Here is a 25,100-nt window from a genome sequence, read left to right as displayed (position 1 = left end):
GCCGCTGGTGGCCCAAACCACCCCCGGCCGGCGGGACCGCCGCGGACGTCAGGAGATGGTGCAGATGGCGGCGCCGGCGGTGATCACGGCGCCGACCTCGGCCGACAGGCCGCTGACCGTGCCGGCCTTGTGGGCGTGCAGCGGCTGCTCCATCTTCATCGCCTCCAGGACCACCACGAGGTCGCCCTCGGCGACGGTGTCCCCGTCCGCCACGGCGATCTTGACGATGGTGCCCTGCATCGGCGAGGTGAGCGCGTCTCCGCTGACCGCCGCGCCGGCCTTGGCGCCGCCGCCCCGGCGGGCCGGCTTCTTCCCGACGGGCGCGGCGACCGCCGTACCCGCGCCGAGGCCGGCCGGGAGGGTGACCTCCAGCCGCTTGCCGCCCACCTCGACCACGACGGTCTCGCGCTCGGCCGGGCCCTCCACGGCGCCGGCCGGGGCGGTGAAGGCCGGGACCGTGTTGTTCCACCCGGTCTCGATCCACCGGGTGTGCACGGTGAACGGCTCGGCGGTGAACGCCTCGTCGCGGACCACCAGGCGGTGGAACGGCAGCGCGGTGGCCATGCCCTCGACGACCATCTCGTCCAGCGCGCGGCGGGCCCGCTCCAGCGCCTCGGTGCGGGTCTCACCGACGATGATCACCTTGGCCAGCAGCGAGTCGAAGTTGCCGCCGATCACGTCGCCGGCCGAGATGCCGGTGTCCACCCGGACGCCCGGGCCGGTGGGCAGCCGCAGCGCCGTGATGGTGCCCGGGGCGGGCAGGAAGTTGCGGCCCGGGTCCTCACCGTTGATCCGGAACTCGATCGCGTGCCCGCGCGGCGTCGGGTCCTCGGTGAACCGCAGCTTCTCGCCGTCGGCGATGCGGAACTGCTCGCGGACCAGGTCGATGCCGGCCGTCTCCTCGGTCACCGGGTGCTCCACCTGGAGCCGGGTGTTGACCTCCAGGAAGGAGATGGTGCCGTCCGCGCCGACCAGGTATTCCACCGTGCCGGCGCCGTGGTAGCCGGCCTCCCGGCAGATCGCCTTGGCGCTGTCGTGGATCTGCCGGCGCTGGGCCTCGGTGAGGAACGGCGCGGGGGCCTCCTCGACCAGCTTCTGGTGCCGGCGCTGGAGCGAGCAGTCGCGGGTGCCCACCACGATCACGTTGCCGTGCTGGTCGGCCAGGACCTGCGCCTCGACGTGGCGGGGCTGGTCCAGGTAGCGCTCGACGAAGCACTCGCCCCGGCCGAACGCGGCGACCGCCTCGCGGGTGGCCGACTCGAACAGGTGCGGGATCTCCTCCATGGTGCGGGCCACCTTGAGGCCGCGCCCGCCGCCGCCGAAGGCCGCCTTGATGGCGACCGGCAGGCCGTGGTCGACGGCGAAGGCCATCACCTCGTCGGCGTTGCCCACCGGGTCCGGGGTGCCGGGGACCAGGGGCGCGCCGGCACGCTGGGCGATGTGCCGGGCGGTCACCTTGTCGCCGAGGTCGCGGATCGCCTGCGGGGTGGGGCCGATCCAGGTCAGCCCGGCGTCGATGACGGCCTGGGCGAAGTCGGCGTTCTCGGAGAGGAAGCCGTAGCCGGGGTGCACCGCGTCGGCGCCCGCCTTGGCGGCCACGTCGATGAGCTTGTCGATGCGCAGGTAGCTGTCGGCCGCCGTGTCGCCGCCCAGGGCGTACGCCTCGTCGGCGAGGGTGGCGTGCAGGGCGTCCCGATCGGAGTCCGCGTAGACGGCGACGCTCGCCAGGCCGGCGTCGCGGCAGGCGCGGATGACGCGGACGGCGATCTCGCCGCGGTTGGCGATGAGTACCTTGCGCACCTTGGTGGCTCCTCCCGAGGTCGTTGCCGGGAGTGTATCGGCCGGGGATTCGGCCCTAACGATCGCTCAGTGTGGGATGCCGCACTGTAGTCAAATTTGGCTATTACGCTTGTCGGGTGTCGGCAACGCGGATGATGATTCTGGGTCTGGTGCGGTGGATGCAGCCGGTGCACGGCTACGACGTACGCCGTGAGCTGCTGAGCTGGAGCGCGGACAAGTGGGCCAACGTGCAGCCCGGTTCGATCTACCACGCCCTGCGCAAGCTCACCGACGAGGGCCTGCTCCGGACCGTCTCCGTCGAGCAGGTCGGCGCCCGCCCCGCCCGCACCACCTACGAGGTGACGCCGAAGGGGGACGAGGAGTTCGAGACCCTGCTGCGGGCGCAGTGGTGGCAGCTCAACGAGCCGCCGGACCCGTTCGTGGCGGCCTTCTCGTTCCTGCCGGCCATGCCGCGCGACGAGGCCGCCGCGGCGCTGCGCAACCGGGCGAACCTGATCCGCGCCGGCGTCGAGTCGATGCGCGCCTCGTTGGACTCGGACTGGGTGCGCAACCGCAAGCCGGTGCACGTCGGCTGGATGTTCGAGCTCTGGCTGGCGCGAGCCGAGGCCGACATGGCCTGGTGCGAGCGGATCGCCGAGCGGATCGAGTCCGGAGTGTCGTACCTGCCTGCTGGGCTGGAGCAGGCCGAGGGATGGTCGGGCTGGACGGATGGCGCCGCTCCCAACGCGGAATAATCAACGTTGACCACAAGAGTTATATCGCGTTAGTCTCTGCGCGAGCCGTGGGGAAGCCGTGCGTCCTCCTCGCGGACCATCGGCGGCCGGTCGCGTCCGGCCCGGAGGACCAGGAGCAGACATGATCGAGACCAGGGGGCTGCGGAAGTCGTTCCGCTCCCGCGCGGGTCGCGAGACGAAGACCGTGGACGCGGTCCGTGGCGTCAACCTCGAGGTGGCCGAGGGGGAGATCTTCGGCTTCCTCGGCCCCAACGGCGCCGGCAAGACGACCACCCTGCGGATGCTCGCCACCCTCATCGAGCCGGACGGCGGCGAGGCCACCATCGCCGGCGCCGACCTGCGCAAGGACCCGGCCGAGGTGCGCCGGCGCATCGGCTACGTGGCCCAGGGTGGCAGCACGTGGGACGAGTCCACCGCCCGCGAGGAACTGGTGCTGCACGCCCGGCTCTACGGCATCTCCAAGGCCGAGGCGAACCGCCGCGCCACCCGCGCGCTGGACGCCTTCCAGCTCAGCGAGTACGCCGACCGCAAGTGCAAGACCTACTCCGGCGGCCAGCGCCGGCGGGTCGAGATCGCGCTCGGCATCATCCACGAGCCGAAGATCGTGTTCCTGGACGAGCCGACCACCGGCCTCGACCCGCAGAGCCGGGCGCACATGTGGGACGAGATCCGCCGGCTGCGCGCCGAGGGCATGACGGTCTTCATCACCACGCACTACCTCGACGAGGCCGATGCGCTCTGCGACCGGATCGCGATCATGGATCACGGCGAGGTGGTCGCGGAGGGCACCCCGGCCGAGCTGAAGCGCGAGATCTCCGGCGAGGTGGTGCTGGTCGGCCTCGACGCCGCCGCCACCCCGCAGGCCGCCGAGCTGCTCGACACCGAGGCGTACGTCAGCAAGCTGGAGACCGCCGACGAGGGCGGCCTGCGCCTCTACGTCGACGAGGGCGCCACCGCCATCCCGCAGGTGCTGCGCCGCCTCGACCACGCCGGGCTGGAGCTGCGCTCGATCGAGCTGCACCGCCCCAGCCTCGACGACGTCTTCCTCACCAAGACCGGCCGCTCGCTGCGCGAGTCCTGAGCATCGGGAGCACTGTCATGAAACTCGCCCGCGACACCTGGCTGATCTTCCAGCGCCAGATCCAGCTGCTGCTGCGCAACCCCGTGTGGGTCTTCGTCGGCGTCTTCCAGCCGGTGATGTACCTGCTCCTCTTCGCCCCGCTGCTCAAGCCCGCGCTGCGGGTGTCGACCCAGGCCGAGGCGTACAAGATCTTCGTACCCGGCCTGCTCGTGCTGCTAGCCATCTTCGGCGGCCTGTTCCAGGGCTTCGGCCTGATCGCCGAGCTGCGCGCCGGGGTCATCGAGCGGTCCCGGGTCACCCCGGTCAGCCGGCTCGCCCTGCTGCTCGGCCGCTCGCTGCGGGACGTGGTCTCGCTGATCGCGCAGGCGATCATCATCACCCTGCTGGCACTCCTGTTCGACCTGCGCGTCTTCATCGGCTACCTGCTGCTCGCGTACCTGATGCTGGCCCTCATCGCGCTGATGACCTCGGCCGTCTCCTACGGCGTCGCACTCAAGGTCAAGAGCGAGGACGCGCTCGCCCCGCTGATGAACACCGTCGCCCAGCCGGTGCTGCTGCTCTCCGGCATCCTGCTGCCGCTCATGTACGCCCCCGGCTGGCTCCAGGGCGTCGCCGACTGGAACCCGTTCTCCTGGGCGGTCGACGGCACCCGGGCGCTCTTCGCCGGTGACCTGGCCAACGACAAGGTCTGGCAGGGGTTGACGATCATCGCGGTGCTGGCCGTCGCCGGGGTGGTCTGGGCCGCCCGGCAGTTCGCGCGCAGCGTTCGCTGAGGCGGACGAGAGCTGCCTCTCAACCAGGGCGGGGTGCCGGCCGCGCGCGCGTAGCGTGAGGCCGGTGCCCCGCCTCACCCGTGACCGGACGACCTGGCTGACCTACGCCCAGCTGGGAATGTGGGGCTTCTTCCTCTACGGGTTCGGCCCCGTCGTCCCGCTGCTCCGGGACGAGCAGGGCACCAGCGCCGCCGTGGCCGGGCTGCACAGCACCGGCATCGCGGTCGGCGCGCTGGCCGGCGGCGCGCTCTTCGCGCCCGCGGCCCGCCGCGTCGGCCGTGGCCCGGCCATCTGGCTCGGCCTCGCCGGCGTGGCCGTCGGTGTCACCGCGCTCGGCCTGCTCCACCCGCTGCCCGCCACCCTCGCCGCCGTCGCGGTGATCGCCACCTTCGGCATGATGGTGATCAGCGGAGTCAGCGTCGTGCTCACCGCCCACCACGGGCCCGCCGCACCGGCCGCACTCACCGAGGCCAACGCCGCCTGCGCCGGCATGGGCATCCTCGCGCCGCTGGTCATCGGCGCGACCGTGGACGCCGGTCTCGGCTGGCGGCCCGCGATGGCCGCCGAGGTCGGGCTGATCACCCTGGTCGCCCTCGCCGCCGTGACCTTCCGGGTACGCCTGCCGAAAAGCGCCCCCGCTACCGCGGCTGCCGGCGACCCGACCGCGCCCTCCGTTCGCCCGATCTTGGGCACTTCCCGTTCGCCTCGAACGGACACTGTCCAAGATCGCGCCCGTCCGGCCACCGGCCAAGCCGGTTCGGCGCGGCTGCCGCGGGCGTACTGGATCGCCTGGGTGCTCATGTCGGTCACCGGGTCGATCGAGGTCTGCCTGTCGCTCTGGACCGCGGACGTGCTCCGTACCCACGCCGGCCTCAGCGCCGGCGGGGCGTCGGCGGCCGTCGCCGCGATCGTCTGCGGCATGTTCGCCGGCCGGCTGGCCGGCGGCCGGCTCGCGCTGCGCTGGCCGCCGGTGCCGCTGCTGCTCGGCGCGCTGACCGTCTCCCTGGCCGGGTTCGCGCTGTTCTGGTCCGCCCCGGTGGGCTGGCTGGCCGTCGCCGGCCTGGTCGTGCTCGGGCTGGGCAACGCCCTGCACTACCCCCTGGCGATCTCCATCGCCCTCGCCGCCGCCGGGCCGGCCGCCGACAAGGCGGCCGGCTGGGCGTCGTACTCCATGGGGGTGGGCTTCGGGATCGCGCCGGTCGCGCTCGGCTGGGTGGCCGACGGCGTCGGCCCGCACCTGGCCTTCCTGCTCCTGCCCGGCTTCATCGCCGCGGCCATCCTGCTCACCGTGCGCCTCGGCCGCGCGTTGCGCCTGCCCGCACCCGGCGACGACCGCACCCCGGTCGCCGCCGCCGCGTGACCGCCGGACCGGCTGTGCCCGGTCAGAGCACCCGGGCCAGGGTCACGCCGTCGGCGATGGGGAGCATGACAACCTCGACGCGGACGTCGGCGAGGATCTCGTCGTTGAAGGCGGCGATCGCGCGGTCGTCGGCGTTCTGCGGCGCGAGCACCCGCCCGCCGCGCAGCGTGTTGTCCACCGCGATCACCGCCCCCGGACGCATCCGGGGCACCAACTCGTCCCAGTAGACCGGGTAACCGATTTTGTCGGCGTCGATGAACGCGAAGTCCAGGTAACGCTCCCGCGGCAACTCGTGGAGGGTGTCCTTCGCCGGGCCGATGCGCAGCTCGATCCGGTCCTCGACGCCCGCCCGCGCCCAGTACCGCCGGGCCACACCCGTGTACTCCTCCGAAATGTCGAAGCAGGTCAGCCGGCCGCCCTCGGCGAGGCCCCGGGCGATGGCCAGCGAGGAGAGGCCGGTGAACGTGCCCACCTCCACCGCCTGCCGGACGCCGAGCAGCCGGGTCAGGAAGGTCAGGAACGCGGCCTGCTCCGGCGCGACCTGCATGTCCGCCTGGGCGGGAAGGGCGGCGCGGGTCTCCTCGGCCAGCTCCCGGACGATCTCGTCGGGGGCGGACCCGTGCGCCACGAGGTACGCGTGCAGTTCCGGGGTCAGCGGCAACGGCTTCGTGCTCATGACCGGACGTTAGCCGAGATGTTCGATGTCCTGGCCCCCGGGCGCAACCTTCGTCCACAGGTCGGTGATGTTCAGCCCCAACTCGCCGAGGAGACCGCGCAGCAGAGGCAGGGACAGCCCCACCACGGTGCCCGGGTCGCCCTCGATGCCGGTCAGGAACGCCCCGCCCAGCCCGTCGATGGTGAACGCCCCGGCCACCGCCAGCGGCTCACCCGTCGCCACGTACGCGGCGATCTCCGCGTCGCTGATGTCGGCGAAGTGCACGGTGGTCGAGGCCACCCCCTCCGCCCGGGACTCGTGCGTCGCGTCGAGCAGGCAGTGGCCCGTGTGCAGCACCCCGCTACGCCCGCGCATCCGCTGCCAGCGCCGGGTGGCGTCCGCGGCGTCCGCCGGCTTGCCCAGAATCTCCCCGTCGAACGCCAGCACCGAGTCACAGCCGAGCACCAGCGTCCGCTCGTCCGGGTCGGGACGCAGCCGGCCCCGCACCGCCTCCGCCTTCAGCCGGGCCAGCTCCAGGCACAGCTCCTCGGCGCGGTCGGTGACCACCTGCGACTCGTCGACGCCGCTCACCAGCACGTCGGGTTCGATCCCGGCGGCCTGGAGCAGCTTGCGGCGGGCGGGACTCTGCGAGGCGAGCACGAGGCGCAGCGGCACGGAGGTCGACATCCCACCGACGCTACCGGCTGATCCGCGGCGGCGGGTCGCCGGCGCGTCGACGCCGCCGCCAGACCAGGTAGCCGCCGCCCGCTGCCAGCAGCACACCCAGCGTCGCCAGCCCGCGCGCGGTGCCGTTGTCCTCCTTCTCGGCCGCGCTCGCGGGAGGCATCGTGACCGACGGCGTTTCGAAGCCGAGAGGGGGGACGTCGGCGGTGAGGGCGGCGACCAAATCGATGACCCCGTAGCCGTACTCGTCGTCGCGGCCGGGTGGGCCCTTGTCGATCGCGGTGGCGGTCAGGCGGTGAGCGACCTCCTCGGCGGGGAGGTTGGGGTACTTGGACCGGATCAGGGCTGCCGCACCCGCCACGATGGCCGTGGCCCCCGAGGTGCCGGTCCCCTTTGAATACTTGCCGCCGTAGCTGGTGCTGTAGATGTCGACGGCAGGAGCCACGACATCGATCTCCGGGCCCGCAACTGAAATCGGCGCGTGCTCGCCTAGCCGGTTAGTGCCCCCGACCGCAATCACTCCCTGCTCCCGGGCCGGGTAGCCGACGTAGGGGTCTTCCGGCGCATTTCCTGCAGCCGCAACCAACACTACATCCGCCGACACCGCATCCTTGATCGCCCTGATCAATTCCGGGCTTGCCCCTCCGCTGCTGGAGATGCAAATAACGTCCGCGCCCTTCGCAACTGCGAATTCGATGCCTTCGGCCAAGGCATCTGCGGTACCAATGTTGTCAGCGCCGGAAGATTTAATTGGTAGAATTTTCGCGCGTGGGGCTAGCCCCAGCGCGCCGGTGCCGTCTTTTTGGCCATGGGCGGCGATCAGGCCGGCCATGTTTGTTCCGTGGCTGTTGGCATCGCTGCGTCCGTCGCCGGACATGCCGGGAATCGTTGTAGTGCCGGCCAGCAGGTTCGCGCGAAGGTCTCGGTGTGGATCGACTCCGGTGTCGGCGACGGCAACTACCACTCCATCGCCCTGACTGACCTGGTTCGCCTCACGCACCTTCAAGTAACGCAGGTGCCACTGGTCAGCGCGGATGCGAGCAGCGGCGTCAGGAGCATTATTGAAGATGGTGCGGGGACCTGGGGAGGCTGCAACAGACAAAACCAGAGCGGAGACTGCAAGAAAAACTCCTGCTTTCACCGGTCAAAGCCGATTGCTGGGCCGGGATCAATTGGCCCGTCCTCCTCTGGCGGCAGCACGACAGGGCTGACGCCCTTCTCAGTCTCCCAGGGGTTGTCCGGGTCCCACGTTTGGCTGCCCTGCTTATCCCGCTCGTGTGGGCTACGGCCGCTCGTGAAAGGGGAACCTCCGATTGGGGAGGGGCTGTTTGCTGCACTGAACTGGGTTGCCCGTCCTCCGCCCGGTCTGGAACCGGCGGCGCCGGTTGGCGAAGTGCCAGCGCCACCTCCACCGATCAGCCCGCCAACTGGGTTGATGCGGCGTGGGGAGCTCGGGCCGACTGGTTGACCGACACCTCCGCCTGGCAGGCCTCCGATCACTCCGTTGGGCGGCACCGGCCGAGGGGTACTCGGTGGCGTCACGCGAGGAGAGTTGTTCGGTAGGTCATTCATGCCACGGTTGGGCGGAATCGTTGATCCTCCGAGGCGAGTGGAGGGAGTCTTCCCAATTCCTACGCTCGGGGGAAGTGTAGAAGGTGCCGTCACGCCGGACGTCGCGGTTGGAGGTGCGATGTTGGGCAGATTTGGTTGGGGGGACACATGAGTTAGTCCTGAACCGGCCCCACCCAATACCGGTCCGGCTCCCACCGATGGGCTGGAGGGGTTGAAAGGCGAGGGTGTCTGCCTAGATCCATTTGTAGGCCGACGGGAAGAGTTGGTGCTTCCTGCCGTCGATACCGGCATCGGGACGACGGGAGGAATCATGGGCGCTGCTTCGCCGTACACGTCGGGGTCGTTGGTCTGACGACCCGGCCGAATTGGTGCTGGTGGGCGCTGGAGCATGACTTGGGCTTGTTGGAGTTCGCCACTCAGCCCCGTCATCAACCCCCGCGCCCGCACGTTCAGCTGCTCAAGGTCCGCGTCCGTCACCGGCGGCTTCTCCGGCATCCGGCTCCCCGCCACCGCCTTCGGGTCGGCGAGCACCGCCTCGTACGCCTGCTTCTGCCGCACCTTCTCCGCGTACTCGTCGAAGAGCGGTTCGAGTTCGGCCCGGGTGCTGCCGATGGCGCGGGTGGCGGCGGCGAGCGCGTCGTAGTTCGCGGCGGCGGCGTCGTGGGTGCGCTGCACCTGGTCGATGAGCTGGTCGAGTTCACCGAGGTACGCGCGCGCGGCGGCGTTGGTCTCCGGCGGCCACGCCTCGGCGAGCCCGCGCCGGTATTCGCGCAGCCGGCTGACGTGGGCCAGGGCGAGGTCGCAGACCTTGCGCCAGCCGGCGACCTGCTTCCACTGGCCGGTGGTGTCCTGGTCCTGGAGGCACGCCCACATGCTGCGCACGTCCATGAGGTGCCAGTCGGTGAGCCCGGAGGTGCGTCCGCTGCCCCGTTCGATCACGGCAGGACCACCCGCCCCTGTTCGGATGCCGTGGGATCGGTCAGTGGCGGCACCGGGCGGGCGGCCGCGGCGGACGGCGTGGCCAACGCCCGTTCCACGTCGGCCACCCGGGCCGAGGAGAAGGCGTCGGAGTCGCCGTAGGTCGTGGCGATCTGGCCGGCGGCGCCGGCGAGCCGGCCGGTGGCCGGGGCCAGGTCCCAGACCATGGTGACGGTGGCCTTCTGGGTCTCGTGGTGGGCCTGGAGGAACTGGACCAGCTCGATGAACGCGTCGGCCGGGTTGGGGACGGGAGCCTTCATGTCGTCGGCGATGTACGACAGGTGGGGGGCGTAGTTGCGGCTGACCTCGTCCTGGAGCCGGTCGGCGAACTCGCGCATCCGTCGGATGTCGGCCTCGATGCCGCCGTAGTCACGCAGCCAGCCGGCCGGCTGGTTGTCCTCCGGGATCATCGACCCTCCCTGCCCGTCACCGCACGGTTTCCCTGAGTGAGGTTAATCGCTCGGCGCGGATCCCGGCAGTCCTGATGCGGGGGTGCGTACCCGGGAAGGGTCAGCGGGGGAGGCCGGAGGCGCGCCACGCGCCGGGGCCGGCGGCCGGGGCCGCGCCGGCCGGACGGGCGCTCCGCGCCCACTGCGACACGGCGGCAGGCGGGGTGGCCGCGGCCGGTCGGGTCCGCACCACGATCGCGCCGACCAGGGCGGCCAGCTCGTCGGCGGTGGGCACGCCGCGGACGATCCGGAACAGCGGCTCTTCGGCAGACATGCCGACAGGGTACGCGTCCAGAACTTGACCTTCACCGCACAGTGGCGTGCCGCCGGTGTAGCCGTCGGGGCTGACGGGTACGGTCTTCAGCGATGTCTAGCGCGCTTCCCCAACTCGTCGCCGATCGGTACCGGCTCATCTCGCCGCTCGGCCAGGGCGGCATGGGTCGGGTGTGGAAGGCGCGCGACGAGGTGCTGCACCGCGACGTGGCGATCAAGGAACTCGTCCCGCCGCCCAGCCTCACCCCGGAGGAGCGCCGCGAGATGCGGGAACGCTCGCTGCGGGAGGCCCGGGCCATCGCCCGGCTCAACAACGTCAACGTGGTCCGCATCTTCGACGTGCTGCGCACCGACGGCGATCCGTGGATCGTCATGGAATACGTGCCGTCGAAGTCGTTGCAGGACACCATCGCCGAGGACGGCCCGGTCACGCCGGCGAAGGCCGTGGAGATCGGTCTGGGCGTGCTGGGCGCGCTGAAGGCCGCGCACAAGGCCGGCATCATGCACCGCGACGTGAAGCCGGGCAACGTGCTGCTCGGCGACGACGGGCGCGTGGTGCTCACCGACTTCGGCCTCGCCACCATCCCGGGCGACCCGAACGTCACCCGCACCGGCATGGTGCTGGGCTCGCCCGCGTACATCGCGCCGGAGCGGGCGAAGGACGGCACGGCCGGGCCGGAGGCCGACCTCTGGTCGCTGGGTGCCACGCTCTACGCCGCCGTCGAGGGCAAGTCGCCCTACGCGCGGCCGTCGGCGATCGCGACCCTGGCCGCGCTCGCCACCGAGCCGCTGCCGCCGCCGAAGAACGCCGGGCCGCTGAAGCCGGTGCTCCAGGGCCTGCTGCGCAAGGACCCGGAGGAGCGGATCACCGCCGAGATCGCGGAGCGCCTGCTGCGCAAGGCCGCGGGGCGGCGGGCCAAGGGCATCTCGCTGCTGGACGGCGTACGCCGGCCGGGGCCGAACGGCCCGCGCGTGCCGCGGCCGCCGCTGGTGCCGGCGCCGCGCCCGGCCGACGACCAGGCCGAGCGGCCGGCAACCCCGGCGCCACGCAAGCCCGACGGGGGTACGTCCGCGGCCGCCGTCGCCGGCGGCGCGGCGGTCGCCAACGAGACGGCGAAGGTGCCGGCCGGCTCGGACGCCGTGCCGACCGCCAAGGTGTCCCCGCCGGTCGCCGAGGCGACCACCAAGCTCGACGCCGCGCCGGCGGTCGACGAGACCCGGGTGGACGGTGCCGATCCGGCGCTCGACGAGACGCGGCTGGACGGCGAACCGGTGGTGGAGCCGCCGGCGCCGCCGAAGAACCCGACCTCCGTGCTGGCCGAGCCGGTGAGCCCGGCGCCGTCGACGGGCCGGGCCGCGGTGATCCCGGGGGAGAAGCCGGAGCGCAACCGGCGCAACCTGCTGATCGGCGCGCTGGTGCTGGTGCTGCTGGTCGGCCTCGCGGTGGCCGTGCCGCTGCTGAACAACGGCGACGACGACCCGAAGGGCGGGAACGGGGCCACCGCCACCTCGACGGCCCCGGCGCCGGCCCCGCCCGGTCCGGCGACGAGTGACACGCCCTCCTCGACCGCGCCGACCAGTGCCGCGCCCAGCGTGACCCCGTCGGCGTCGGCGACGCCCTCGGCCGCTGCCGGCGCCCTGCCCGCCGGCTGGCACTACTACAAGGGCTCGAACGGCTTCCAGGTGCCGGTCCCCGACGGCTGGCAGGCCCGGGTCCGCTCCGACAACGTCGTGCTCTACGAGGTCGGTGGGGCGCGGCGGGTGCTGTTCGTCCAGTGGACCCCCACGCCCAAGAAGGACGCGTACGCCGACTGGCAGGCGCAGGAGTCGAGCCGCCGGAACTACGTCGACAACTACAAGCTGGTCGGGATCACGCGCTGCGACGGCTACTACCGCACGTGCGCCGATTGGGACTGGCTGGAGACGCGCAACAGCGGCACCCGCTTCCATGTCCGCAACCGGGGCGTGGCCACCGCCAGCAACCGGGGCTTCGCCCTGCGCTGGGAGGTCCCGGCCGACGCCTGGCAGGCCAACCTGGCCAACTGGGAGATCATCACCAAGGGGTTCAAGCCCGATCGGGTGAACTGACCCGGCAAATCCCGCCGTTGCGAAACTGACTCGCATGGCCTTCCGTCCTCGGGGGTATTGAGACCGCGACGACGGAAGGAGGTACGACATGGGTTACCGACGCAAGGACACGGGTCCCCGGCTGGCACTGTGGATGCTCGTCGCGCTCGGGGACGTGGTCCTGCTGCTGATCAGCGCCGGTCTCTCCGCGCCGGTCGCGGTGCTCGGTGTCGTCGCCCTCACCGTCGCGGGGGTGGCGGTGTGGCGGCTGGCCCGCCGGACCACCCTGGCCGGTCGGGGCGCGGTCCCCGTGCCGGTCGGCTCGCGACGCAGGGCGTGACCGCACGATCAGGACGGCAGTGGCGGCAGCCGGACCAGCTATCGACCTCGGTCGTAGCCGATCCCGCTGCCGCCGACTGGCGACTGTGGGGGTCGGTCAGGTGTTGTTGGCCAGGGCGATCAGCCGGGTCCGGTCACCGTTCCAGTAGTTGCGGTCGACGTTGCCGCTGATCCCGGAGACGGCGCCGCTGCTGGTGTACTGCCAGAAGCTCCAGAACGGGGCGCCGGCCGGCAGGGTGCCCACGGTGCTGGACCACCGGGCGACCCACAGCGGGTGGTTGGCCCACGGGGCGGTCCAGCTGCCGGTGCACTGGTTCCACCAGCTGGTGGTGGTGTAGATGACCGCGTACCGGCCGGTGCGGGACCGGTAGGTGTTGAGGAAGTCCTGGACCCAGTTGCGCATGCCGGTGGTGGTCAGGCCGTAGCAGTAGCCGCCCGCGTAGGGGTTGCCCTCCAGGTCGAGCGCGGCGGGCAGCGTGCGGCTGTCGGCCGACCAGGCGCCGCCGTTGGAGGCCAGGTAGTTGGCCTGGGTCGAGCCGGCGGAGATGTTCGGCCGGGCGAAGTGGTACGCCCCGCGGATGACCCCGGCGTTGTAGGCGTTGACGTAGTTCGCGTTGAAGTTCGGGTCCTTGTAGCTCGTGCCCTCGGTGGCCTTGATGAAGGCGAACTGGATCCCGGCGTTGCGCACGCTGGTCCAGTTGATGCTGCCCTGGTAGCGCGAGACGTCGATGCCGGGGGTGGTCGCCGCGGCGGCCGGTCCGGCGGTCGCGAACAGGGCCGCTGCCGCGGTGGCGGCGACGGTCAGGCCGGCGGCGAGCAACCGGCGCATGGAGAGTCTGGTACGAGCCATCGATGCCTCCAAGTACGTCAATGATTGACGCCAATCTTTGGAGGTAAGTGCCCTAGATCGCAAGAGGGCTTAAAGAATTTTTCATAGACGGTTGTCGTCGCCTGTCCGGCCCCCACGAGACGGGCCCTCCAACGGGACGGCTCCGGCCGGTAGGCTCCCCGCCCATGCCTCTGATCGACGGCCTCACCACCCTCTGGGACAAACTGCTCGGCGCCCAGCCGGACCCGCCGCCGCTGCTGGTGCTGCTCACCGCCGTCGTCGCGGTGGTGGTGGTCTTCACCCGGCTGCCCTGGCGGATCGCCCGCAACGCGGTGACCATCGCGCACGAGGGCGGCCACGCACTGGTGGCCCTGCTGACCGGCCGGAAGCTGCGCGGCATCCGGCTGCACTCGGACACCTCCGGTCTCACCCTCTCCGCCGGCCGCCCCTCCGGCCCGGGGATGATCCTCACCCTGCTCGCCGGATACGTGGCCCCGTCGCTGATCGGTCTGGCCGGGGCGTGGCTGCTCGCCGGCAACCGGATCACCCTGCTGCTCTGGGTCGCGGTGGCGCTGCTGCTGGCCATGCTCGTGATGATCCGCAACGTCTTCGGCGTGCTGTCGCTTCTGGTCACCGGCGGCGTGGTGCTGGCCGTCTCCTGGTACGCCTCGCCGCAGGTGCAGGCGGCGTTCGCCTGGACGTCGGTCTGGTTCCTGCTCTTCGGTGGCGTCCGCCCGGTGATCGAGCTGCAACGGCTGCGCAGCCGGGGGCGGATGCCCGAGTCGGACGCGGACCAACTCGCCCGGCTCACCCCCTTCCCGCCGCTGTTCTGGGTGACCGTGTTCCTGCTGGTCAGCCTGGCCGCGCTCGGCGCCGGCGCGCTGCTGCTCACCGGCCCGATCCTCACCGACGCCGGCCTGACGATCTGAGCGGCGCGACGCCCGCCCCGGATCGCTGCCGACTTCGCCGCGCGACCGCCGAGCCTCTCGCCGGACCGTCACCTTTCGGGTGTGCAGTGGATCACCGGGCGGCGTGGGGCGGGGAGGGGCAGAATCGGACGCGTGCGATACATGATCATCGGGGCGGGCGCGGTCGGCGGCACCATCGGCGTACGGCTGGGGGAGGCCGGCCGGGACGTCACGCTGGTGGCCCGCGGCGCGCACCTGGACGCGCTCCGGGAGCGGGGTCTGACCCTGCGGACGCCCGACGGCACGGTGACCAGCCGGCTGCCCGCGGTGGCCGGACCGGACGGCCGCCCGCTGCCGGCGGACACCGTGCTGGTGCTCACGGTCAAGTCCCAGGACACCGCGGCGGCCCTGGCGACCTGGGTGGACACCCCGGTCGAGGGTGGCGGCACGGCGGGCGAGCGGCTGCCTGTCGTGCTGGCGCAGAACGGCGTCGCCAACGAGCCGGCCGCGCTGCGGCTGTTCGCCCGGGTGCACCCGGTCTGCGTCTGGCTGCCCGCCACCCACCTGGAACCCGGCGTGGTGGTGGCGAACGGGTACCCGCACCCGGGGATGCTGCACCTGGGCCGCTACCCGTCCGGCGCGGACGACACGAGCCGCGCCGTCGCCGCGGACCTGACCGCCGCCGGGTTCGTGGCGCCGGTCCGCGACGACGTGATGCGCTGGAAGTACGGCAAGCTCCTGGCCAACCTCGGCAACGGTCTCCAGGCGCTGCTCGGCCCGGAGGTGCCCGAGCCGCTGGTCGCCCGGGTACGCGCCGAGGGGGAGGAAGCGCTGGCCGCCGCCGGCATCGCGCACACCACCCGCGCCGAAGAGGCCGCCGAGCGGGGCGACCGGGTGGGGCACCGGCCGGTCGACGGCGAGGAGCGGGCCGGCGGCTCCACCTGGCAGAGCCTGGCCCGGGGCGCCGGCTCCGCCGAGGCGGACCACCTCAACGGCGAAATCGTGCTGCTCGGCCGGCTGCACGGGGTGCCCACCCCGGCCAACGCGGCCGTCCAGACCGCCGTCCGCCGGGCGGTCCGGGAGCGTATCCCGGCCGGCGGCTTCCCCCGTGCCGAGCTGGAGAAATTGGTCGGCTGACCGGGCAACCGCGGCCCGGGTGCCAGGCGTCTCCCCTGCGACCGCCACGGGGGAGGTAGCAGGGTGCCGGACGTCGACGGGTTCGACGAGTTCTACCGGGGCAGCCGACAACGGCTGCTCGGCTTCGTCTACGTGCTCACCGGCAACCTCGCCGAGGCCCAGGACGCCGTGCAGGAGGCGTATATCCGGGCCTGGCAGCGCTGGTCGACGGTGCGCGGGTACGACGACCCGGAGGCGTGGGTGCGGGTGGTGGCCAGCCGGATCGCGGTGAGCCGCTGGCGCAGCCTGCGCAGCCGCGCCCGGGCCTACCTGCGGCACGGTGCGGAGGAGAGCATCCCGGGGCCGAGCACCGACACCGTCGAGGTGGTGGCCGCGCTGCGCCGGCTCCCCGAGGAGCAGCGCACGGCCATCGCGCTCTACTACCTGTGCGGCATGCCGGTGGCCGAGGTGGCCCGGGAGACCGAGGCGCCGGTCGGCACGGTGAAGGCGCGGCTCTCCCGGGGGCGGGCCGCCCTCGCCGGGCTGCTCGCTGTCGTGGATCTGGAGGAGGCTGCCGATGCGTGACGATGACCCGACCTTCGTCGAGCTGATGCAGCGGGAGCTGCACGCCGTGCGCTGGCCGGAGCCGGCGGAGCTGCGGGCGCGGGCCCGGCGCCGCAGCCGGCGCACGGCGCTGGCGGCGGCGCTGGCCGTGCTGGCGGTCGCCTCGGGGACCGCGCTGGTGGAGGCCGGGCGGGCCGCTCCACACACCGCGCTGCCGGCCGCCGCGCCGGCGTCGGCGGAGCCCACCGCGACCCCCTGGACCGCCACCGAGGTGCCCGCGGAGGTGCTGCTGGCGCCGGCGGACCTTGGGACCAGGACCGGGGTCCCGTTGACCGAGGCCGGCGTCCGCGAGGACGTCCGGCTCGACGACCTGCTGCTGTACTGCCGGAAGCACCAGAGCCTGTCGACGGATTGGGCGCAGTCCCGGTACTCCCGGTCGGTGACCATCCTGCGCGAGCGTCCGGCGGCCGACGAGCAGCGGACGGACCAGGTGCTGGCCATGCAGGACGTCTACCGGGTCGCCCCGGACGTGGCCGACCGGGTCTTCGCCGGGATGGGCGAGCTGCTCGCGCCGTGCCGCCAGTGGCGGTTCAGCGGCCCGACCCAGTGGCGGGGCAGGACGGTCAACGCGCAGGTCGTCCAGTCCTGGCAGGAGGTCGACCACGACTTCGCCGGGGACGACTCGGTGCTGCTGCGGCACACGGTCGGCCCGGCCCGCAACCTGGACACCGGGAAGCCGTTGGGCGATCTGAGCAAGCCGAACAGCCGGGTGGTGCTCCGGGTCGGCGACCTCGTCAGCGTGATCCAGGTCGGGCGGGACGGCACAGAGGCCGACCTGCGGAAGCTGGCCGTGGTGGCGGCCGGCCGGATGTGTTCCGCCGCCCACCCGCGCTGCTGACGCGACGGCCCCCCACCGACTGAGGAGGTGGGGGGCCGCCGGGGCGTCCGCGTCAGAGCGGGATGTTGCCGTGCTTCTTCGGCGGCAGGGTCTCGCGCTTGGTGCGCAGCACCCGCAGCGCCCGCACGACCTGGGTACGCGTCTCGTGCGGCGGGATCACCCCGTCGACGTACCCGCGCTCGGCGGCGATGTACGGGTTGGCCAGGGTGTCCTCGTACTCGGCGATCTTCTCGGCCCGGACGGCGGCCGGGTCCTCGGCGTTGGCCAGGTCCGAGCGGTAGAGGATGTTCACCGCGCCCTGCGCGCCCATCACCGCGATCTGCGCGGTCGGCCAGGCGAAGTTGAGGTCCGCGCCCAGGTGCTTGGAGCCCATGACGTCGTACGCGCCGCCGTACGCCTTGCGGGTGATGACGGTGACCTTCGGGACGGTGGCCTCGGCGTACGCGTAGATGAGCTTCGCGCCCCGCCGGATGATGCCGTCCCACTCCTGCCCGGTGCCGGGAAGGAAGCCGGGAACGTCCACGAACGTCAGCACCGGGACGTTGAACGCGTCGCAGGTGCGCACGAACCGGGCCGCCTTCTCCGACGCGGCGATGTCCAGGGTGCCGGCGAACTGCATCGGCTGGTTGGCCACCACGCCGACCGGGCGCCCCTCGACCCGGCCGAAGCCGACCACGATGTTCTGCGCGTAGAGCGGCTGGACCTCCAGGAACTCGCCGTCGTCGAGGACGTGCTCGATGACCCGGTGCATGTCGTACGGCTGGTTGGCCGAGTCCGGGATCAGCGTGTCCAGCTCCCGGTCCTCGTCGGTGATCTCCAGCTCCGCCGGGGCGTCGAAGACCACCGGCTCGTCGAGGTTGTTCGACGGCAGGTACGACAGCAGCGCCTTGACATACTCGATCGCGTCCTCCTCGTCGGTGCCGAGGTAGTGCGCGTTGCCGCTGCGGGCGTTGTGCGTGCGGGCGCCGCCCAACTCCTCCATGCCCACGTCCTCGCCGGTGACGGTCTTGATGACGTCGGGGCCGGTGATGAACATGTGCGAGGTCTGGTCGACCATCACGGTGAAGTCGGTGACCGCCGGGGAGTAGACCGCGCCACCCGCGCACGGGCCCATGATCAGCGAGATCTGCGGGATGACGCCGCTGGCCCGCACGTTGCGGAAGAAGATCTCGCCGTAGAGGCCGAGCGAGGCGACGCCCTCCTGGATCCGCGCGCCGCCCGAGTCGTTGATGCCGACGACCGGGCAGCCGATCTTCATGGCGAGGTCCATGAGCTTGACGATCTTCTCGCCGAAGACCTCGCCCAGGGAGCCGCCGAAGACGGTGAAGTCCTGCGCGAAGACGCAGACCTGCCGGCTGTCCACCGTGCCGTAGCCGGTCACCACCCCGTCCCCGTACGGGCGGGTCTTCTCCAGCCCGAAGTTGGTCGAGCGGTGCCGGGCGAATTCGTCCATCTCGACGAAGGAGCCCTCGTCGAGGAGCATCTCGATCCGCTCCCGAGCGGTCTTCTTGCCCCGCGCGTGCTGCTTCTCGACCGCGCGCGCCGACCCGGCGTGCACCGCCTCGTCGAGCCGTCGCTCCAGGTCCGCCAGCCTGCCGGCGGTCGTGTGGATGTTGATCCCGGTCTCGGTAGTCACCCAGGGAATATAACGATGGTTCAGGTGGGTGACGCTGTGCAGTGCGCCTCACCGCTTCCGGACGACCGGCCGGCGCGCGGGCCGTAGGCTGGCGGGATGCCCGGCTCGCCGTACACCGATCTGGACCGCCCGCCGCTGTCCGCGGCCCGGCTGCAACGCGCGCTGGTCGCCCCGAACGGGCCCTGGCGCCGGCTGGAGCTGCGCGCCGAGACCGGCTCGACCAACGCCGACGTGGCCGAGGCCGCCCGGGCCGGCGAACCGGAGGGCCTCGTGGTGGTCGCCGAGCGGCAGACCGCCGGCCGGGGCCGGCGCGGCCGGGTGTGGCAGTCGCCGCCCCGGGCCGGCCTCGCGACCAGCGTCCTGCTCCGGCCCGGTGAGGCCGACGCGGAGCGCGGCTGGTCGCCCGTGCCACCGCAGGGGTACGGCTGGCTGCCGCTGCTGGCCGGCGTCGCGCTGGTCGAGGCGGTGGCCCTGCTGGCCGAGCTGGACGCCCGGCTCAAGTGGCCGAACGACCTGCTGCTCGACGGCGCGAAGTGCGCCGGGGTGCTCGCCGAGGCGGTGCCCGGCGCGGGGCCGGACCAGCCGCCCGCGATCGTGGTGGGAATCGGCCTCAACGTGACCCTGCGCGCCGACGAGCTGCCGGAGAACCCGACCGGGCTGCCGGCCACCTCGCTCCAGCTCGCCGGTGCCGCCGCCACCGACCGGGACCCGCTGCTGCGCGCCCTGCTGCGCTCGCTCGCCGACTGGTACGAGCGCTGGCGCGACGCCGGGGGCGATGCGGTCGCCAGCGGCCTGCGGGACGCGTACCTGGCGGCCTGCGCCACGGTCGGCCGGGAGGTGCGGGTGCTGCTCCCGGACGGCCGGGAGGTGCGCGGCACCGCCACCGGCGTCGACCCGGACGGGCAGCTGCTGGTGGATGGCCCCGAGGGCCAGCTCCGCCTGGCCGCGGGCGACGTGCTGCACCTGCGGTGAGAGGACGGCCCCGCCAACACCCGCCGCGCGGCTGATCCGGGGACGTGCGCCGACCGGTTACGGTCAGCGCGTCCTGTTGTGCCGAGGAGGTTCCCGTGGCGTTCCCCGAAGACGTGCTCACCGAGGACGAGCACGTCGTGCTGCATCTCCACCCGCACTGGAAGGCCCTGATCCGGCCGATCCTGGTGCTGGTGCTCGCCGTCGCGGCGGTGGTCGCGGGCTGGGTCCTCCTGCCCGACGGCGACGGCGGCACCATCGCGCTCTACGTGATCGCCGCGCTCGGCCTGGTGCTGGTGTTCTGGCTGGGGCTGTGGCCGTTCCTGGTCTGGCGCACCACCCACTACCTCTTCACCAACGAGCGGGTGCTGCTCCAGGAGGGGGTATTCTCCCGCAACCGGCGGGACCTGCCGCTGACCCGGATCAACGACCACGCCATGCACCAGAAGTTCGTGGAGCGGATGCTCGGCTGCGGCACGCTGACCATCGAGTCCGCCGGTGAGCGCGGGCAGTCGGTGCTCACCGACGTGCCGCACGTCGACAAGGTCCAGACCAGGCTCTACGAGCTGGTCGAGGCCCACCACGACCGGCACAGCCTGGGCGACGGCGAGATGCGCGAGATCCTGGCCGACATGACCGAGGGCAAGCCGCTGCGCGACCCCTCCGCCTGATCCCTGCGCGTTCCGGCGCCCGCTGGGTGGGCGCCGGAACGACGGGGCGGAGTCAGCGGCGCGGGGCCCGGCGCGGGGTGGGCTGGAGTTCGGCGGCCAGCTCCGCATCCAGGTCGGCGCCGAGGGCGCGGCCCAGGCCGGCGTCGGCCGGTGCCGGACGGACCTGCTGTGGTGGGTAGTCGCCCACGGGGCGTTCGCCGAGCGGTCGCTCGGTCTCCTCCAGCTCGCTGACCGACTCGGCCATCTCGGCCACCGGGTCCATCTCGGCCACGTTGTCCCACTCGTCGCGCGGGATGGCGTGCCAGGTCTTGTCGGCGTGCTTGGGCACCGGCTGGAACACGAACGTCCGGTAGGACCAGAAGCGGAACAGGGTGGCCAGCAGGACGCCGCCGGTCTTCGCCACGTTCAACGCGAGCAGGCTGTGTACGCCGAGGCCGTACTTGGCCAGCGCCAGGACGCCCAGTTCGATGAACAGGCCGGCGCCGTTGAAGAGGAAGAACAGGACGTACTCGCGGCGAAGCGCCGATTTCGGCCGATCCCGGTACGTCCAGTGCCGGTTCATCAGATATGACGTGATCGTCGCGACGATGGTCGCGATGACGGTCGCCTTCAGCTGGCCGTTGCGGAAAACCGTGAGTGCCAGCGCATTGAACACCGCGTAATTGATGACGGTGTTGACGCCGCCGACGATGCCGAATTTGAGCGCCTCGTGGATGAACTTCTGCCAGCGCTCGGGCAGCAGACGGACAAGAGGCATGCGGAACACCTTAGGGCAGTGGGCAGGGCCGGCTGGGCCCGGCAGGACGGGATGGGCGGTGGGTCACGCCCCGGACTCTCGGTCGCGGCTCGTCGCCGGAACGGGCGGATTTCCCGCCTCGACGAAAACGAACCGTCGGTACGACCAGAACCGGAACAGCGTCCCCAGGCCGGTGCCGACGATGAAGCTGGCGATGTTGTCGGCCAGCGGGGTCTGGAACACCTCGGGCCACACCGCGCCGAGGCCGTAGCGGCTGATCGCGAGGCAGCCCACCGCGATGCCGAGGCCCACCCCGTTGAAGAAGAAGAACAGCGCGTACTCCCGGGCCGGGTGGGAGCGCTGGCGGTGCCGCCAGGTCCAGAACCGGTTGCCGAGGAACGCCAGGGTGGCCGCGATCACGGTCGAGACGGTCTTGGCCGCCACCGGCGGCATGTGCCGCACGCTCGCCAGGTAGTTGAAGAGCGCGAGGTCGACGAGGAAGGCGAAGCCACCCACCGTGGCGAACTTGCTCATCTCACGGACCAGGTGACCGAAGCGGTCGATCAGGGTCCCGATCAGACCTCGACGGGTCTGCGGAGCCCCCGGTTGGTCCCCGGTCATCGTCGCGGCCACCCGCCGAGAGTACCGGGTGCGCGCTGCGGGGACGGGCCGCAACGGCGAGTCGGCGGTCCGCCGCCCCGGCGCGCCGCTCCCGGGCGGCCCGGCGCGTCCCGCGCCCCTTCCGGTGACCGCCGTCCGTTTCCGGTATCCGTGAGCGCAGCGTAACCGCGAGTGGCGAAATTGTGGAGCGGATCACCGAATCGTCGTTCGGGTCATGGTGGCCGACTTCCACCCGTGGGGCGTCTCGGCGGGGCCGGCGGCGAACCGGGCCGTCGAAGGTTCTCCGCAAGATTTGCGTGAAACTGCGCGCGAAAGCGGGTAAGAGATCGCGATGCCGCAGCGTGGCCGTACCTTGTGCAGTTCTTCACAACCAGTCCCACTGACTGGGGAGGCAGCCCGGTTTACGCTGAGCCCAATCCCAGGTTTCCACGAAGGCGACGCACCGGCTCGCCAGAACTCGTGCATCCCATACATCGGTCAGCGTCGACCACAAGGAGATGTGACATGGTTGCTCCGGCTACTGTTCGGGGTATCGATCAGGCCCCGACGTCCCACCCCAAACTGCTCGCCTGGGTACGTGAGGTCGCGGAACTGACCACCCCCGACCGGGTGGTCTGGGTGGACGGGTCCGACGAGGAGTGGCGCCGCCTCACCGACGAACTCGTCGAAAAGGGCACCCTGATCCGGCTGAACCCCGAGAAGAAGCCCAACTCGTTCTACGCGCGGACGGACCCGACGGACGTCGCGCGGGTCGAGGAGCGCACCTTCATCTGCTCCGTCGACGAGGCGGACGCCGGCCCCACCAACAACTGGATGGCGCCGGCCGAGATGAAGCGGACGATGACGGAGCTGTACCGCGGGTCCATGCGCGGTCGCACCATGTACGTCATCCCGTTCTGCATGGGACCGGTCGAGGCGAAGAGCCCGATGTTCGGCGTCGAGATCACCGACAGCCCGTACGTGGTCGCCTCGATGCGCATCATGACCCGGATGGGTCAGAAGATCCTCGAGGCGATGGGCGACGACGCCGACTTCGTGCACGCGCTGCACTCGATCGGCGCCCCGCTCGAGCCCGGCCAGCAGGACGTGGCCTGGCCGTGCAACGACACCAAGTACATCTCGCACTTCCCGGAGAGCCGGGAGATCTGGTCCTTCGGCTCCGGCTACGGCGGCAACTCGCTGCTCGGCAAGAAGTGCTACTCGCTGCGGATCGCCAGCGTCATGGGCCGCGACGAGGGCTGGCTCGCCGAGCACATGCTGATCCTCAAGATCACCTCGCCGGAGGGCCGGGTCTACCACATCGCGGGCGCCTTCCCGTCCGCCTGCGGCAAGACCAACCTGGCCATGCTGGAGCCGACCATCCCGGGCTGGAAGGTCGAGACCATCGGCGACGACATCGCCTGGATGCGGTTCGGCCCGGACGGCCGCCTCTACGCGATCAACCCGGAGTACGGCCTCTTCGGCGTCGCGCCGGGGACCGACTGGAAGACCAACGCCAACGCCATGCGGACGCTGGACCGCGGCAACTCCGTCTTCACCAACGTGGCCCTCACCGACGACGGCGACATCTGGTGGGAGGGCATGGGTGAGCCGCCGGCGCACCTGATCGACTGGAAGGGCAACGACTGGACGCCGGAGAGCGACAGCCTCTCCTCGCACGCGAACAGCCGGTTCTGCACCCCGATCACGCAGTGCCCGATCCTCGCCGACGACTACTACGACCCGAACGGCGTGCCGATCGACGCGATCCTGTTCGGCGGCCGGCGCCGGGACACCGTCCCGCTGGTCACCGAGGCCCGCGACTGGGTGCACGGCGTCTACATGGGCGCGACGCTCTCCTCGGAGACCACCGCCGCTGCCTCCGGCGCCGTCGGCGTGGTCCGCCGCGACCCGATGGCCATGCTGCCGTTCATCGGCTACCACGCCGGCGACTACTTCCGGCACTGGATCGAGATGGGCAAGGGCGCCGACGGCGACGAGGCCAAGCTGCCGAAGATCTACTACGTCAACTGGTTCCGCAAGGACGCCGAGGGCAGCTTCCTCTGGCCGGGCTTCGGCGAGAACTCGCGGGTGCTCAAGTGGGTCATCGAGCGCCTGGAGGGTCGCGCCGAGGCGGTCGAGACCCCGATCGGCATGGTTCCGGCCCAGGACGCGCTCGACGTCGAGGGCCTGGACATGACCCCGGAGGACGTGCGGATCGCGCTCAAGGTCGACCCGGAGGAGTGGCGCAACGAGCTGCCGCTGGTCACCGAGTGGTTCGAGAAGTTCGGCGACAAGCTCCCCGGCGTCCTCTGGGCCGAGCTGGACGCGCTGCGCGCCCGGCTCGACACGGCGCCGCAGAAGTAAAGGTGTGACGCGAGCCCCCGCTGGGCAACACGGGATGCCATGAGGACGGCCGCCGAACCTGTCGAGGTCCGGCGGCCGTCCGCCGTCCGGGCGCTGACCGTCCTGCTCGCCGTCACGGCGGCGGCCACCGTCGTGGTCGAGCTGCTCAACTACTGGTACGCCCCGGAGCAGGAGTTCGGGCTCGCCGTCCGCACCGGCTGGGCCATGCTGCGCTCGCTGGGCTTCCTGCTGCTGATCGGGCACGTCAAGCGGGGCCGGGTGGTGGCGAAGCCGTTCGGGCTCATCCTGTCGGTGACCACGGTCTTCGCGGTGGGGCGGCTGGTCGTACCCCGGGCGGGTGTGCCGCCGCTGCCCGGCCTGCTCGGTTTCGCGGTGCTCACCGCGCTCTGCGTCGCGGTGGTGGTGCTGCTCTACCGCTCCGAGGCGGTCGGTGGGCACCTGGTCCGGCACCGCAAGGGCCTGGTCGTCGAGGGCGGCGTGATCTCCTGGCGGGAGGTCGTCCCGAAGCGCCCGCCGGTCACCGGCTGGCTGCTCACCGCCCGGGTCGCCGCGTTCACCTACAGTCCGCTGATGCTGGTCCCGGCCCTGGTGGCGACCGGCTCCATTCTGGACGGGCGGATCAGCGCCGTGCCGGCCGTGCTGTTCTGGTTCGCCGCCGGCATCGCGGTCAGCTACGCGGTGCTCTTCTGCACCGCGTTCCTGCTGCGCGAGCGCCGGTGGGCCCGCAAGCTCCTCGTCGTCATCACGCTCACCACCCTCGCCGTGGACCTCCCCCTCTGCTGGTGGCTCCTCGGCACCGACGGCCTCATCCGCGACGGCGCCCCCCTGGCAACGGCAGCCCTGCTGACCCTGTACTCCCTCCACCGAGCCACCCCCACCCCGGCGTCCCCACCCACCCCACCCCGGTGATCATGAAGTTGACGGCGGTATGGATCTCCGTTGCTGCCGCCAACCTCATGATCAACGCGGGAGGGTGGGGCGCGGCGGGACCCGAATGGGGGTTGGGGCGGGGGAGGATGGCGGGGTGGGGGACGAGTACGA

The 25,100-nt window shown here is 71.8% G+C and carries 25 protein-coding genes and 1 pseudogene; 14 read left to right on the top strand and 12 right to left on the bottom strand.

The window, feature by feature from the left end:
* Positions 1 to 48 precede the first annotated feature (48 nt).
* Positions 49 to 1,800 carry a biotin carboxylase N-terminal domain-containing protein gene (locus NFX44_RS32070; protein ID WP_262287347.1) on the bottom strand — a complete coding sequence of 584 codons (1,752 nt, stop codon included), beginning with the start codon at positions 1,798 to 1,800 and terminating at the stop codon, positions 49 to 51.
* Between the two features lie 131 nt (positions 1,801 to 1,931).
* Here NFX44_RS32070 and NFX44_RS32065 point away from each other — a divergent pair, with 131 nt between their 5' ends.
* The 4 genes from NFX44_RS32065 to NFX44_RS32050 all read left to right on the top strand — a co-directional run bounded on the left by NFX44_RS32065 (position 1,932) and on the right by NFX44_RS32050 (position 5,748).
* On the top strand, positions 1,932 to 2,534 hold the full coding sequence (locus NFX44_RS32065; protein ID WP_262287367.1) for a PadR family transcriptional regulator: 603 nt from the start codon (positions 1,932 to 1,934) through the stop codon (positions 2,532 to 2,534).
* A 121-nt stretch (positions 2,535 to 2,655) separates the two neighbouring features.
* Positions 2,656 to 3,615, top strand: coding sequence for an ATP-binding cassette domain-containing protein (locus NFX44_RS32060; protein ID WP_262287346.1), 960 nt, complete (start codon positions 2,656 to 2,658; stop codon positions 3,613 to 3,615).
* A gap of 17 nt (positions 3,616 to 3,632) precedes the next feature.
* Positions 3,633 to 4,388 (top strand): ABC transporter permease, encoded by a 756-nt coding sequence (locus NFX44_RS32055; protein WP_262287345.1) that lies wholly within the window; start codon positions 3,633 to 3,635, stop codon positions 4,386 to 4,388.
* Between the two features lie 64 nt (positions 4,389 to 4,452).
* A complete protein-coding gene (locus NFX44_RS32050; protein ID WP_262287344.1) occupies positions 4,453 to 5,748 on the top strand; it encodes a sugar MFS transporter in 1,296 nt (431 codons plus the stop codon).
* 22 nt (positions 5,749 to 5,770) lie between these two features.
* On the opposite strand, the gene NFX44_RS32045 is transcribed toward NFX44_RS32050, so the two are convergent.
* From NFX44_RS32045 to NFX44_RS32020, 6 genes are all read right to left on the bottom strand, one after another.
* A complete protein-coding gene (locus NFX44_RS32045; RefSeq protein WP_262287343.1) occupies positions 5,771 to 6,424 on the bottom strand; it encodes an O-methyltransferase in 654 nt (217 codons plus the stop codon).
* 9 nt (positions 6,425 to 6,433) lie between these two features.
* Entirely contained in the window at positions 6,434 to 7,090 is a 657-nt protein-coding gene (locus tag NFX44_RS32040; protein ID WP_262287342.1) for a nucleoside triphosphate pyrophosphatase, read from the bottom strand.
* Between the two features lie 10 nt (positions 7,091 to 7,100).
* Entirely contained in the window at positions 7,101 to 8,156 is a 1,056-nt protein-coding gene (locus NFX44_RS32035) for a S8 family serine peptidase (protein ID WP_262287366.1), read from the bottom strand.
* Between the two features lie 68 nt (positions 8,157 to 8,224).
* Positions 8,225 to 9,598: a hypothetical protein gene (locus NFX44_RS32030; protein ID WP_262287341.1), complete on the bottom strand. Its 1,374-nt coding sequence runs from the start codon at positions 9,596 to 9,598 to the stop codon at positions 8,225 to 8,227.
* Positions 9,595 to 10,047 (bottom strand): hypothetical protein, encoded by a 453-nt coding sequence (locus NFX44_RS32025; RefSeq protein WP_262287340.1) that lies wholly within the window; start codon positions 10,045 to 10,047, stop codon positions 9,595 to 9,597. The genes NFX44_RS32030 and NFX44_RS32025 overlap by 4 nt, the downstream gene beginning before the upstream one ends.
* A gap of 100 nt (positions 10,048 to 10,147) precedes the next feature.
* Positions 10,148 to 10,360, bottom strand: coding sequence for an acyl-CoA carboxylase epsilon subunit (locus NFX44_RS32020; protein ID WP_262287339.1), 213 nt, complete (start codon positions 10,358 to 10,360; stop codon positions 10,148 to 10,150).
* A 92-nt stretch (positions 10,361 to 10,452) separates the two neighbouring features.
* Here NFX44_RS32020 and NFX44_RS32015 point away from each other — a divergent pair, with 92 nt between their 5' ends.
* Positions 10,453 to 12,447 carry a serine/threonine-protein kinase gene (locus tag NFX44_RS32015; RefSeq protein WP_262287338.1) on the top strand — a complete coding sequence of 665 codons (1,995 nt, stop codon included), beginning with the start codon at positions 10,453 to 10,455 and terminating at the stop codon, positions 12,445 to 12,447.
* A gap of 88 nt (positions 12,448 to 12,535) precedes the next feature.
* On the top strand, positions 12,536 to 12,766 hold the full coding sequence (locus NFX44_RS32010; RefSeq protein ID WP_262287337.1) for a hypothetical protein: 231 nt from the start codon (positions 12,536 to 12,538) through the stop codon (positions 12,764 to 12,766).
* 96 nt (positions 12,767 to 12,862) lie between these two features.
* Here the strand turns inward: NFX44_RS32010 and NFX44_RS32005 are convergent, their stop codons facing one another.
* Positions 12,863 to 13,615, bottom strand: coding sequence for a GH25 family lysozyme (locus NFX44_RS32005; protein WP_262287336.1), 753 nt, complete (start codon positions 13,613 to 13,615; stop codon positions 12,863 to 12,865).
* Positions 13,616 to 13,779: 164 nt separating this feature from the next.
* Between NFX44_RS32005 and NFX44_RS32000 the strand changes: the two genes are divergently transcribed.
* The 4 genes from NFX44_RS32000 to NFX44_RS31985 all read left to right on the top strand — a co-directional run bounded on the left by NFX44_RS32000 (position 13,780) and on the right by NFX44_RS31985 (position 17,080).
* Positions 13,780 to 14,523, top strand: coding sequence for a M50 family metallopeptidase (locus NFX44_RS32000; protein ID WP_262287335.1), 744 nt, complete (start codon positions 13,780 to 13,782; stop codon positions 14,521 to 14,523).
* Positions 14,524 to 14,664: 141 nt separating this feature from the next.
* A complete protein-coding gene (locus tag NFX44_RS31995; RefSeq protein WP_262287365.1) occupies positions 14,665 to 15,639 on the top strand; it encodes a ketopantoate reductase family protein in 975 nt (324 codons plus the stop codon).
* A gap of 63 nt (positions 15,640 to 15,702) precedes the next feature.
* Positions 15,703 to 16,203: a SigE family RNA polymerase sigma factor gene (locus NFX44_RS31990; protein WP_262287334.1), complete on the top strand. Its 501-nt coding sequence runs from the start codon at positions 15,703 to 15,705 to the stop codon at positions 16,201 to 16,203.
* Positions 16,196 to 17,080 carry a hypothetical protein gene (locus tag NFX44_RS31985; RefSeq protein WP_262287333.1) on the top strand — a complete coding sequence of 295 codons (885 nt, stop codon included), beginning with the start codon at positions 16,196 to 16,198 and terminating at the stop codon, positions 17,078 to 17,080. Before NFX44_RS31990 ends, NFX44_RS31985 begins: the two co-directional genes overlap by 8 nt.
* 52 nt (positions 17,081 to 17,132) lie before the next feature.
* Here the strand turns inward: NFX44_RS31985 and NFX44_RS31980 are convergent, their stop codons facing one another.
* Complete coding sequence (locus NFX44_RS31980; protein ID WP_262287332.1) at positions 17,133 to 18,716, bottom strand: acyl-CoA carboxylase subunit beta; 1,584 nt, start codon at positions 18,714 to 18,716, stop codon at positions 17,133 to 17,135.
* A 96-nt stretch (positions 18,717 to 18,812) separates the two neighbouring features.
* Here NFX44_RS31980 and NFX44_RS31975 point away from each other — a divergent pair, with 96 nt between their 5' ends.
* The gene (locus tag NFX44_RS31975; RefSeq protein WP_262287331.1) at positions 18,813 to 19,688 is read left to right on the top strand and encodes a biotin--[acetyl-CoA-carboxylase] ligase; all 876 of its coding nucleotides are present in this window, start codon (positions 18,813 to 18,815) and stop codon (positions 19,686 to 19,688) included.
* A gap of 95 nt (positions 19,689 to 19,783) precedes the next feature.
* Complete coding sequence (locus NFX44_RS31970) at positions 19,784 to 20,356, top strand: PH domain-containing protein (protein WP_262287330.1); 573 nt, start codon at positions 19,784 to 19,786, stop codon at positions 20,354 to 20,356.
* A 52-nt stretch (positions 20,357 to 20,408) separates the two neighbouring features.
* Here the strand turns inward: NFX44_RS31970 and NFX44_RS31965 are convergent, their stop codons facing one another.
* From NFX44_RS31965 to NFX44_RS33315, 3 genes and pseudogenes are all read right to left on the bottom strand, one after another.
* The gene (locus NFX44_RS31965) at positions 20,409 to 21,113 is read right to left on the bottom strand and encodes a GtrA family protein (RefSeq protein WP_262287329.1); all 705 of its coding nucleotides are present in this window, start codon (positions 21,111 to 21,113) and stop codon (positions 20,409 to 20,411) included.
* 63 nt (positions 21,114 to 21,176) lie between these two features.
* Complete coding sequence (locus tag NFX44_RS31960) at positions 21,177 to 21,713, bottom strand: GtrA family protein (RefSeq protein WP_313724666.1); 537 nt, start codon at positions 21,711 to 21,713, stop codon at positions 21,177 to 21,179.
* 272 nt (positions 21,714 to 21,985) lie between these two features.
* Positions 21,986 to 22,081: pseudogene (locus tag NFX44_RS33315) on the bottom strand (GtrA family protein); the annotation flags it as partial.
* Positions 22,082 to 22,217: 136 nt separating this feature from the next.
* Here NFX44_RS33315 and NFX44_RS31955 point away from each other — a divergent pair.
* Both NFX44_RS31955 and NFX44_RS31950 read left to right on the top strand, forming a co-directional pair.
* Positions 22,218 to 24,059 (top strand): phosphoenolpyruvate carboxykinase (GTP), encoded by a 1,842-nt coding sequence (locus tag NFX44_RS31955; protein WP_262287327.1) that lies wholly within the window; start codon positions 22,218 to 22,220, stop codon positions 24,057 to 24,059.
* 39 nt (positions 24,060 to 24,098) lie between these two features.
* Positions 24,099 to 24,968 carry a hypothetical protein gene (locus tag NFX44_RS31950; RefSeq protein ID WP_262287326.1) on the top strand — a complete coding sequence of 290 codons (870 nt, stop codon included), beginning with the start codon at positions 24,099 to 24,101 and terminating at the stop codon, positions 24,966 to 24,968.
* Positions 24,969 to 25,100 lie beyond the last annotated feature (132 nt).

Origin of the sequence: Micromonospora sp. MA102, from assembly GCF_025460765.1 — a bacterium.
In the GTDB taxonomy this organism is placed as follows: Bacteria; Actinomycetota; Actinomycetes; order Mycobacteriales; family Micromonosporaceae; genus Micromonospora; species Micromonospora halotolerans.
The sequence above is the reverse complement of the archived record's forward strand: the minus strand, read 5'-3'. Positions and strand labels throughout refer to the sequence as shown.

Coding starts and splice junctions, on each gene's coding strand:
- NFX44_RS32065 (WP_262287367.1), top strand. CDS start 1,932: ATGATGATTCTGGGTCTGGTGCGGTGGATGCAGCCGGTGCACGGCTAC.
- NFX44_RS32060 (WP_262287346.1), top strand. CDS start 2,656: ATGATCGAGACCAGGGGGCTGCGGAAGTCGTTCCGCTCCCGCGCGGGT.
- NFX44_RS32055 (WP_262287345.1), top strand. CDS start 3,633: ATGAAACTCGCCCGCGACACCTGGCTGATCTTCCAGCGCCAGATCCAG.
- NFX44_RS32045 (WP_262287343.1), bottom strand. CDS start 6,424: ATGAGCACGAAGCCGTTGCCGCTGACCCCGGAACTGCACGCGTACCTC.
- NFX44_RS32040 (WP_262287342.1), bottom strand. CDS start 7,090: ATGTCGACCTCCGTGCCGCTGCGCCTCGTGCTCGCCTCGCAGAGTCCC.
- NFX44_RS32025 (WP_262287340.1), bottom strand. CDS start 10,047: ATGATCCCGGAGGACAACCAGCCGGCCGGCTGGCTGCGTGACTACGGC.
- NFX44_RS32020 (WP_262287339.1), bottom strand. CDS start 10,360: ATGTCTGCCGAAGAGCCGCTGTTCCGGATCGTCCGCGGCGTGCCCACC.
- NFX44_RS32015 (WP_262287338.1), top strand. CDS start 10,453: ATGTCTAGCGCGCTTCCCCAACTCGTCGCCGATCGGTACCGGCTCATC.
- NFX44_RS32010 (WP_262287337.1), top strand. CDS start 12,536: ATGGGTTACCGACGCAAGGACACGGGTCCCCGGCTGGCACTGTGGATG.
- NFX44_RS32005 (WP_262287336.1), bottom strand. CDS start 13,615: ATGGCTCGTACCAGACTCTCCATGCGCCGGTTGCTCGCCGCCGGCCTG.
- NFX44_RS32000 (WP_262287335.1), top strand. CDS start 13,780: ATGCCTCTGATCGACGGCCTCACCACCCTCTGGGACAAACTGCTCGGC.
- NFX44_RS31995 (WP_262287365.1), top strand. CDS start 14,665: ATGATCATCGGGGCGGGCGCGGTCGGCGGCACCATCGGCGTACGGCTG.
- NFX44_RS31985 (WP_262287333.1), top strand. CDS start 16,196: ATGCGTGACGATGACCCGACCTTCGTCGAGCTGATGCAGCGGGAGCTG.
- NFX44_RS31975 (WP_262287331.1), top strand. CDS start 18,813: ATGCCCGGCTCGCCGTACACCGATCTGGACCGCCCGCCGCTGTCCGCG.
- NFX44_RS31965 (WP_262287329.1), bottom strand. CDS start 21,113: ATGCCTCTTGTCCGTCTGCTGCCCGAGCGCTGGCAGAAGTTCATCCAC.
- NFX44_RS31960 (WP_313724666.1), bottom strand. CDS start 21,713: ATGACCGGGGACCAACCGGGGGCTCCGCAGACCCGTCGAGGTCTGATC.
- NFX44_RS31955 (WP_262287327.1), top strand. CDS start 22,218: ATGGTTGCTCCGGCTACTGTTCGGGGTATCGATCAGGCCCCGACGTCC.
- NFX44_RS31950 (WP_262287326.1), top strand. CDS start 24,099: ATGAGGACGGCCGCCGAACCTGTCGAGGTCCGGCGGCCGTCCGCCGTC.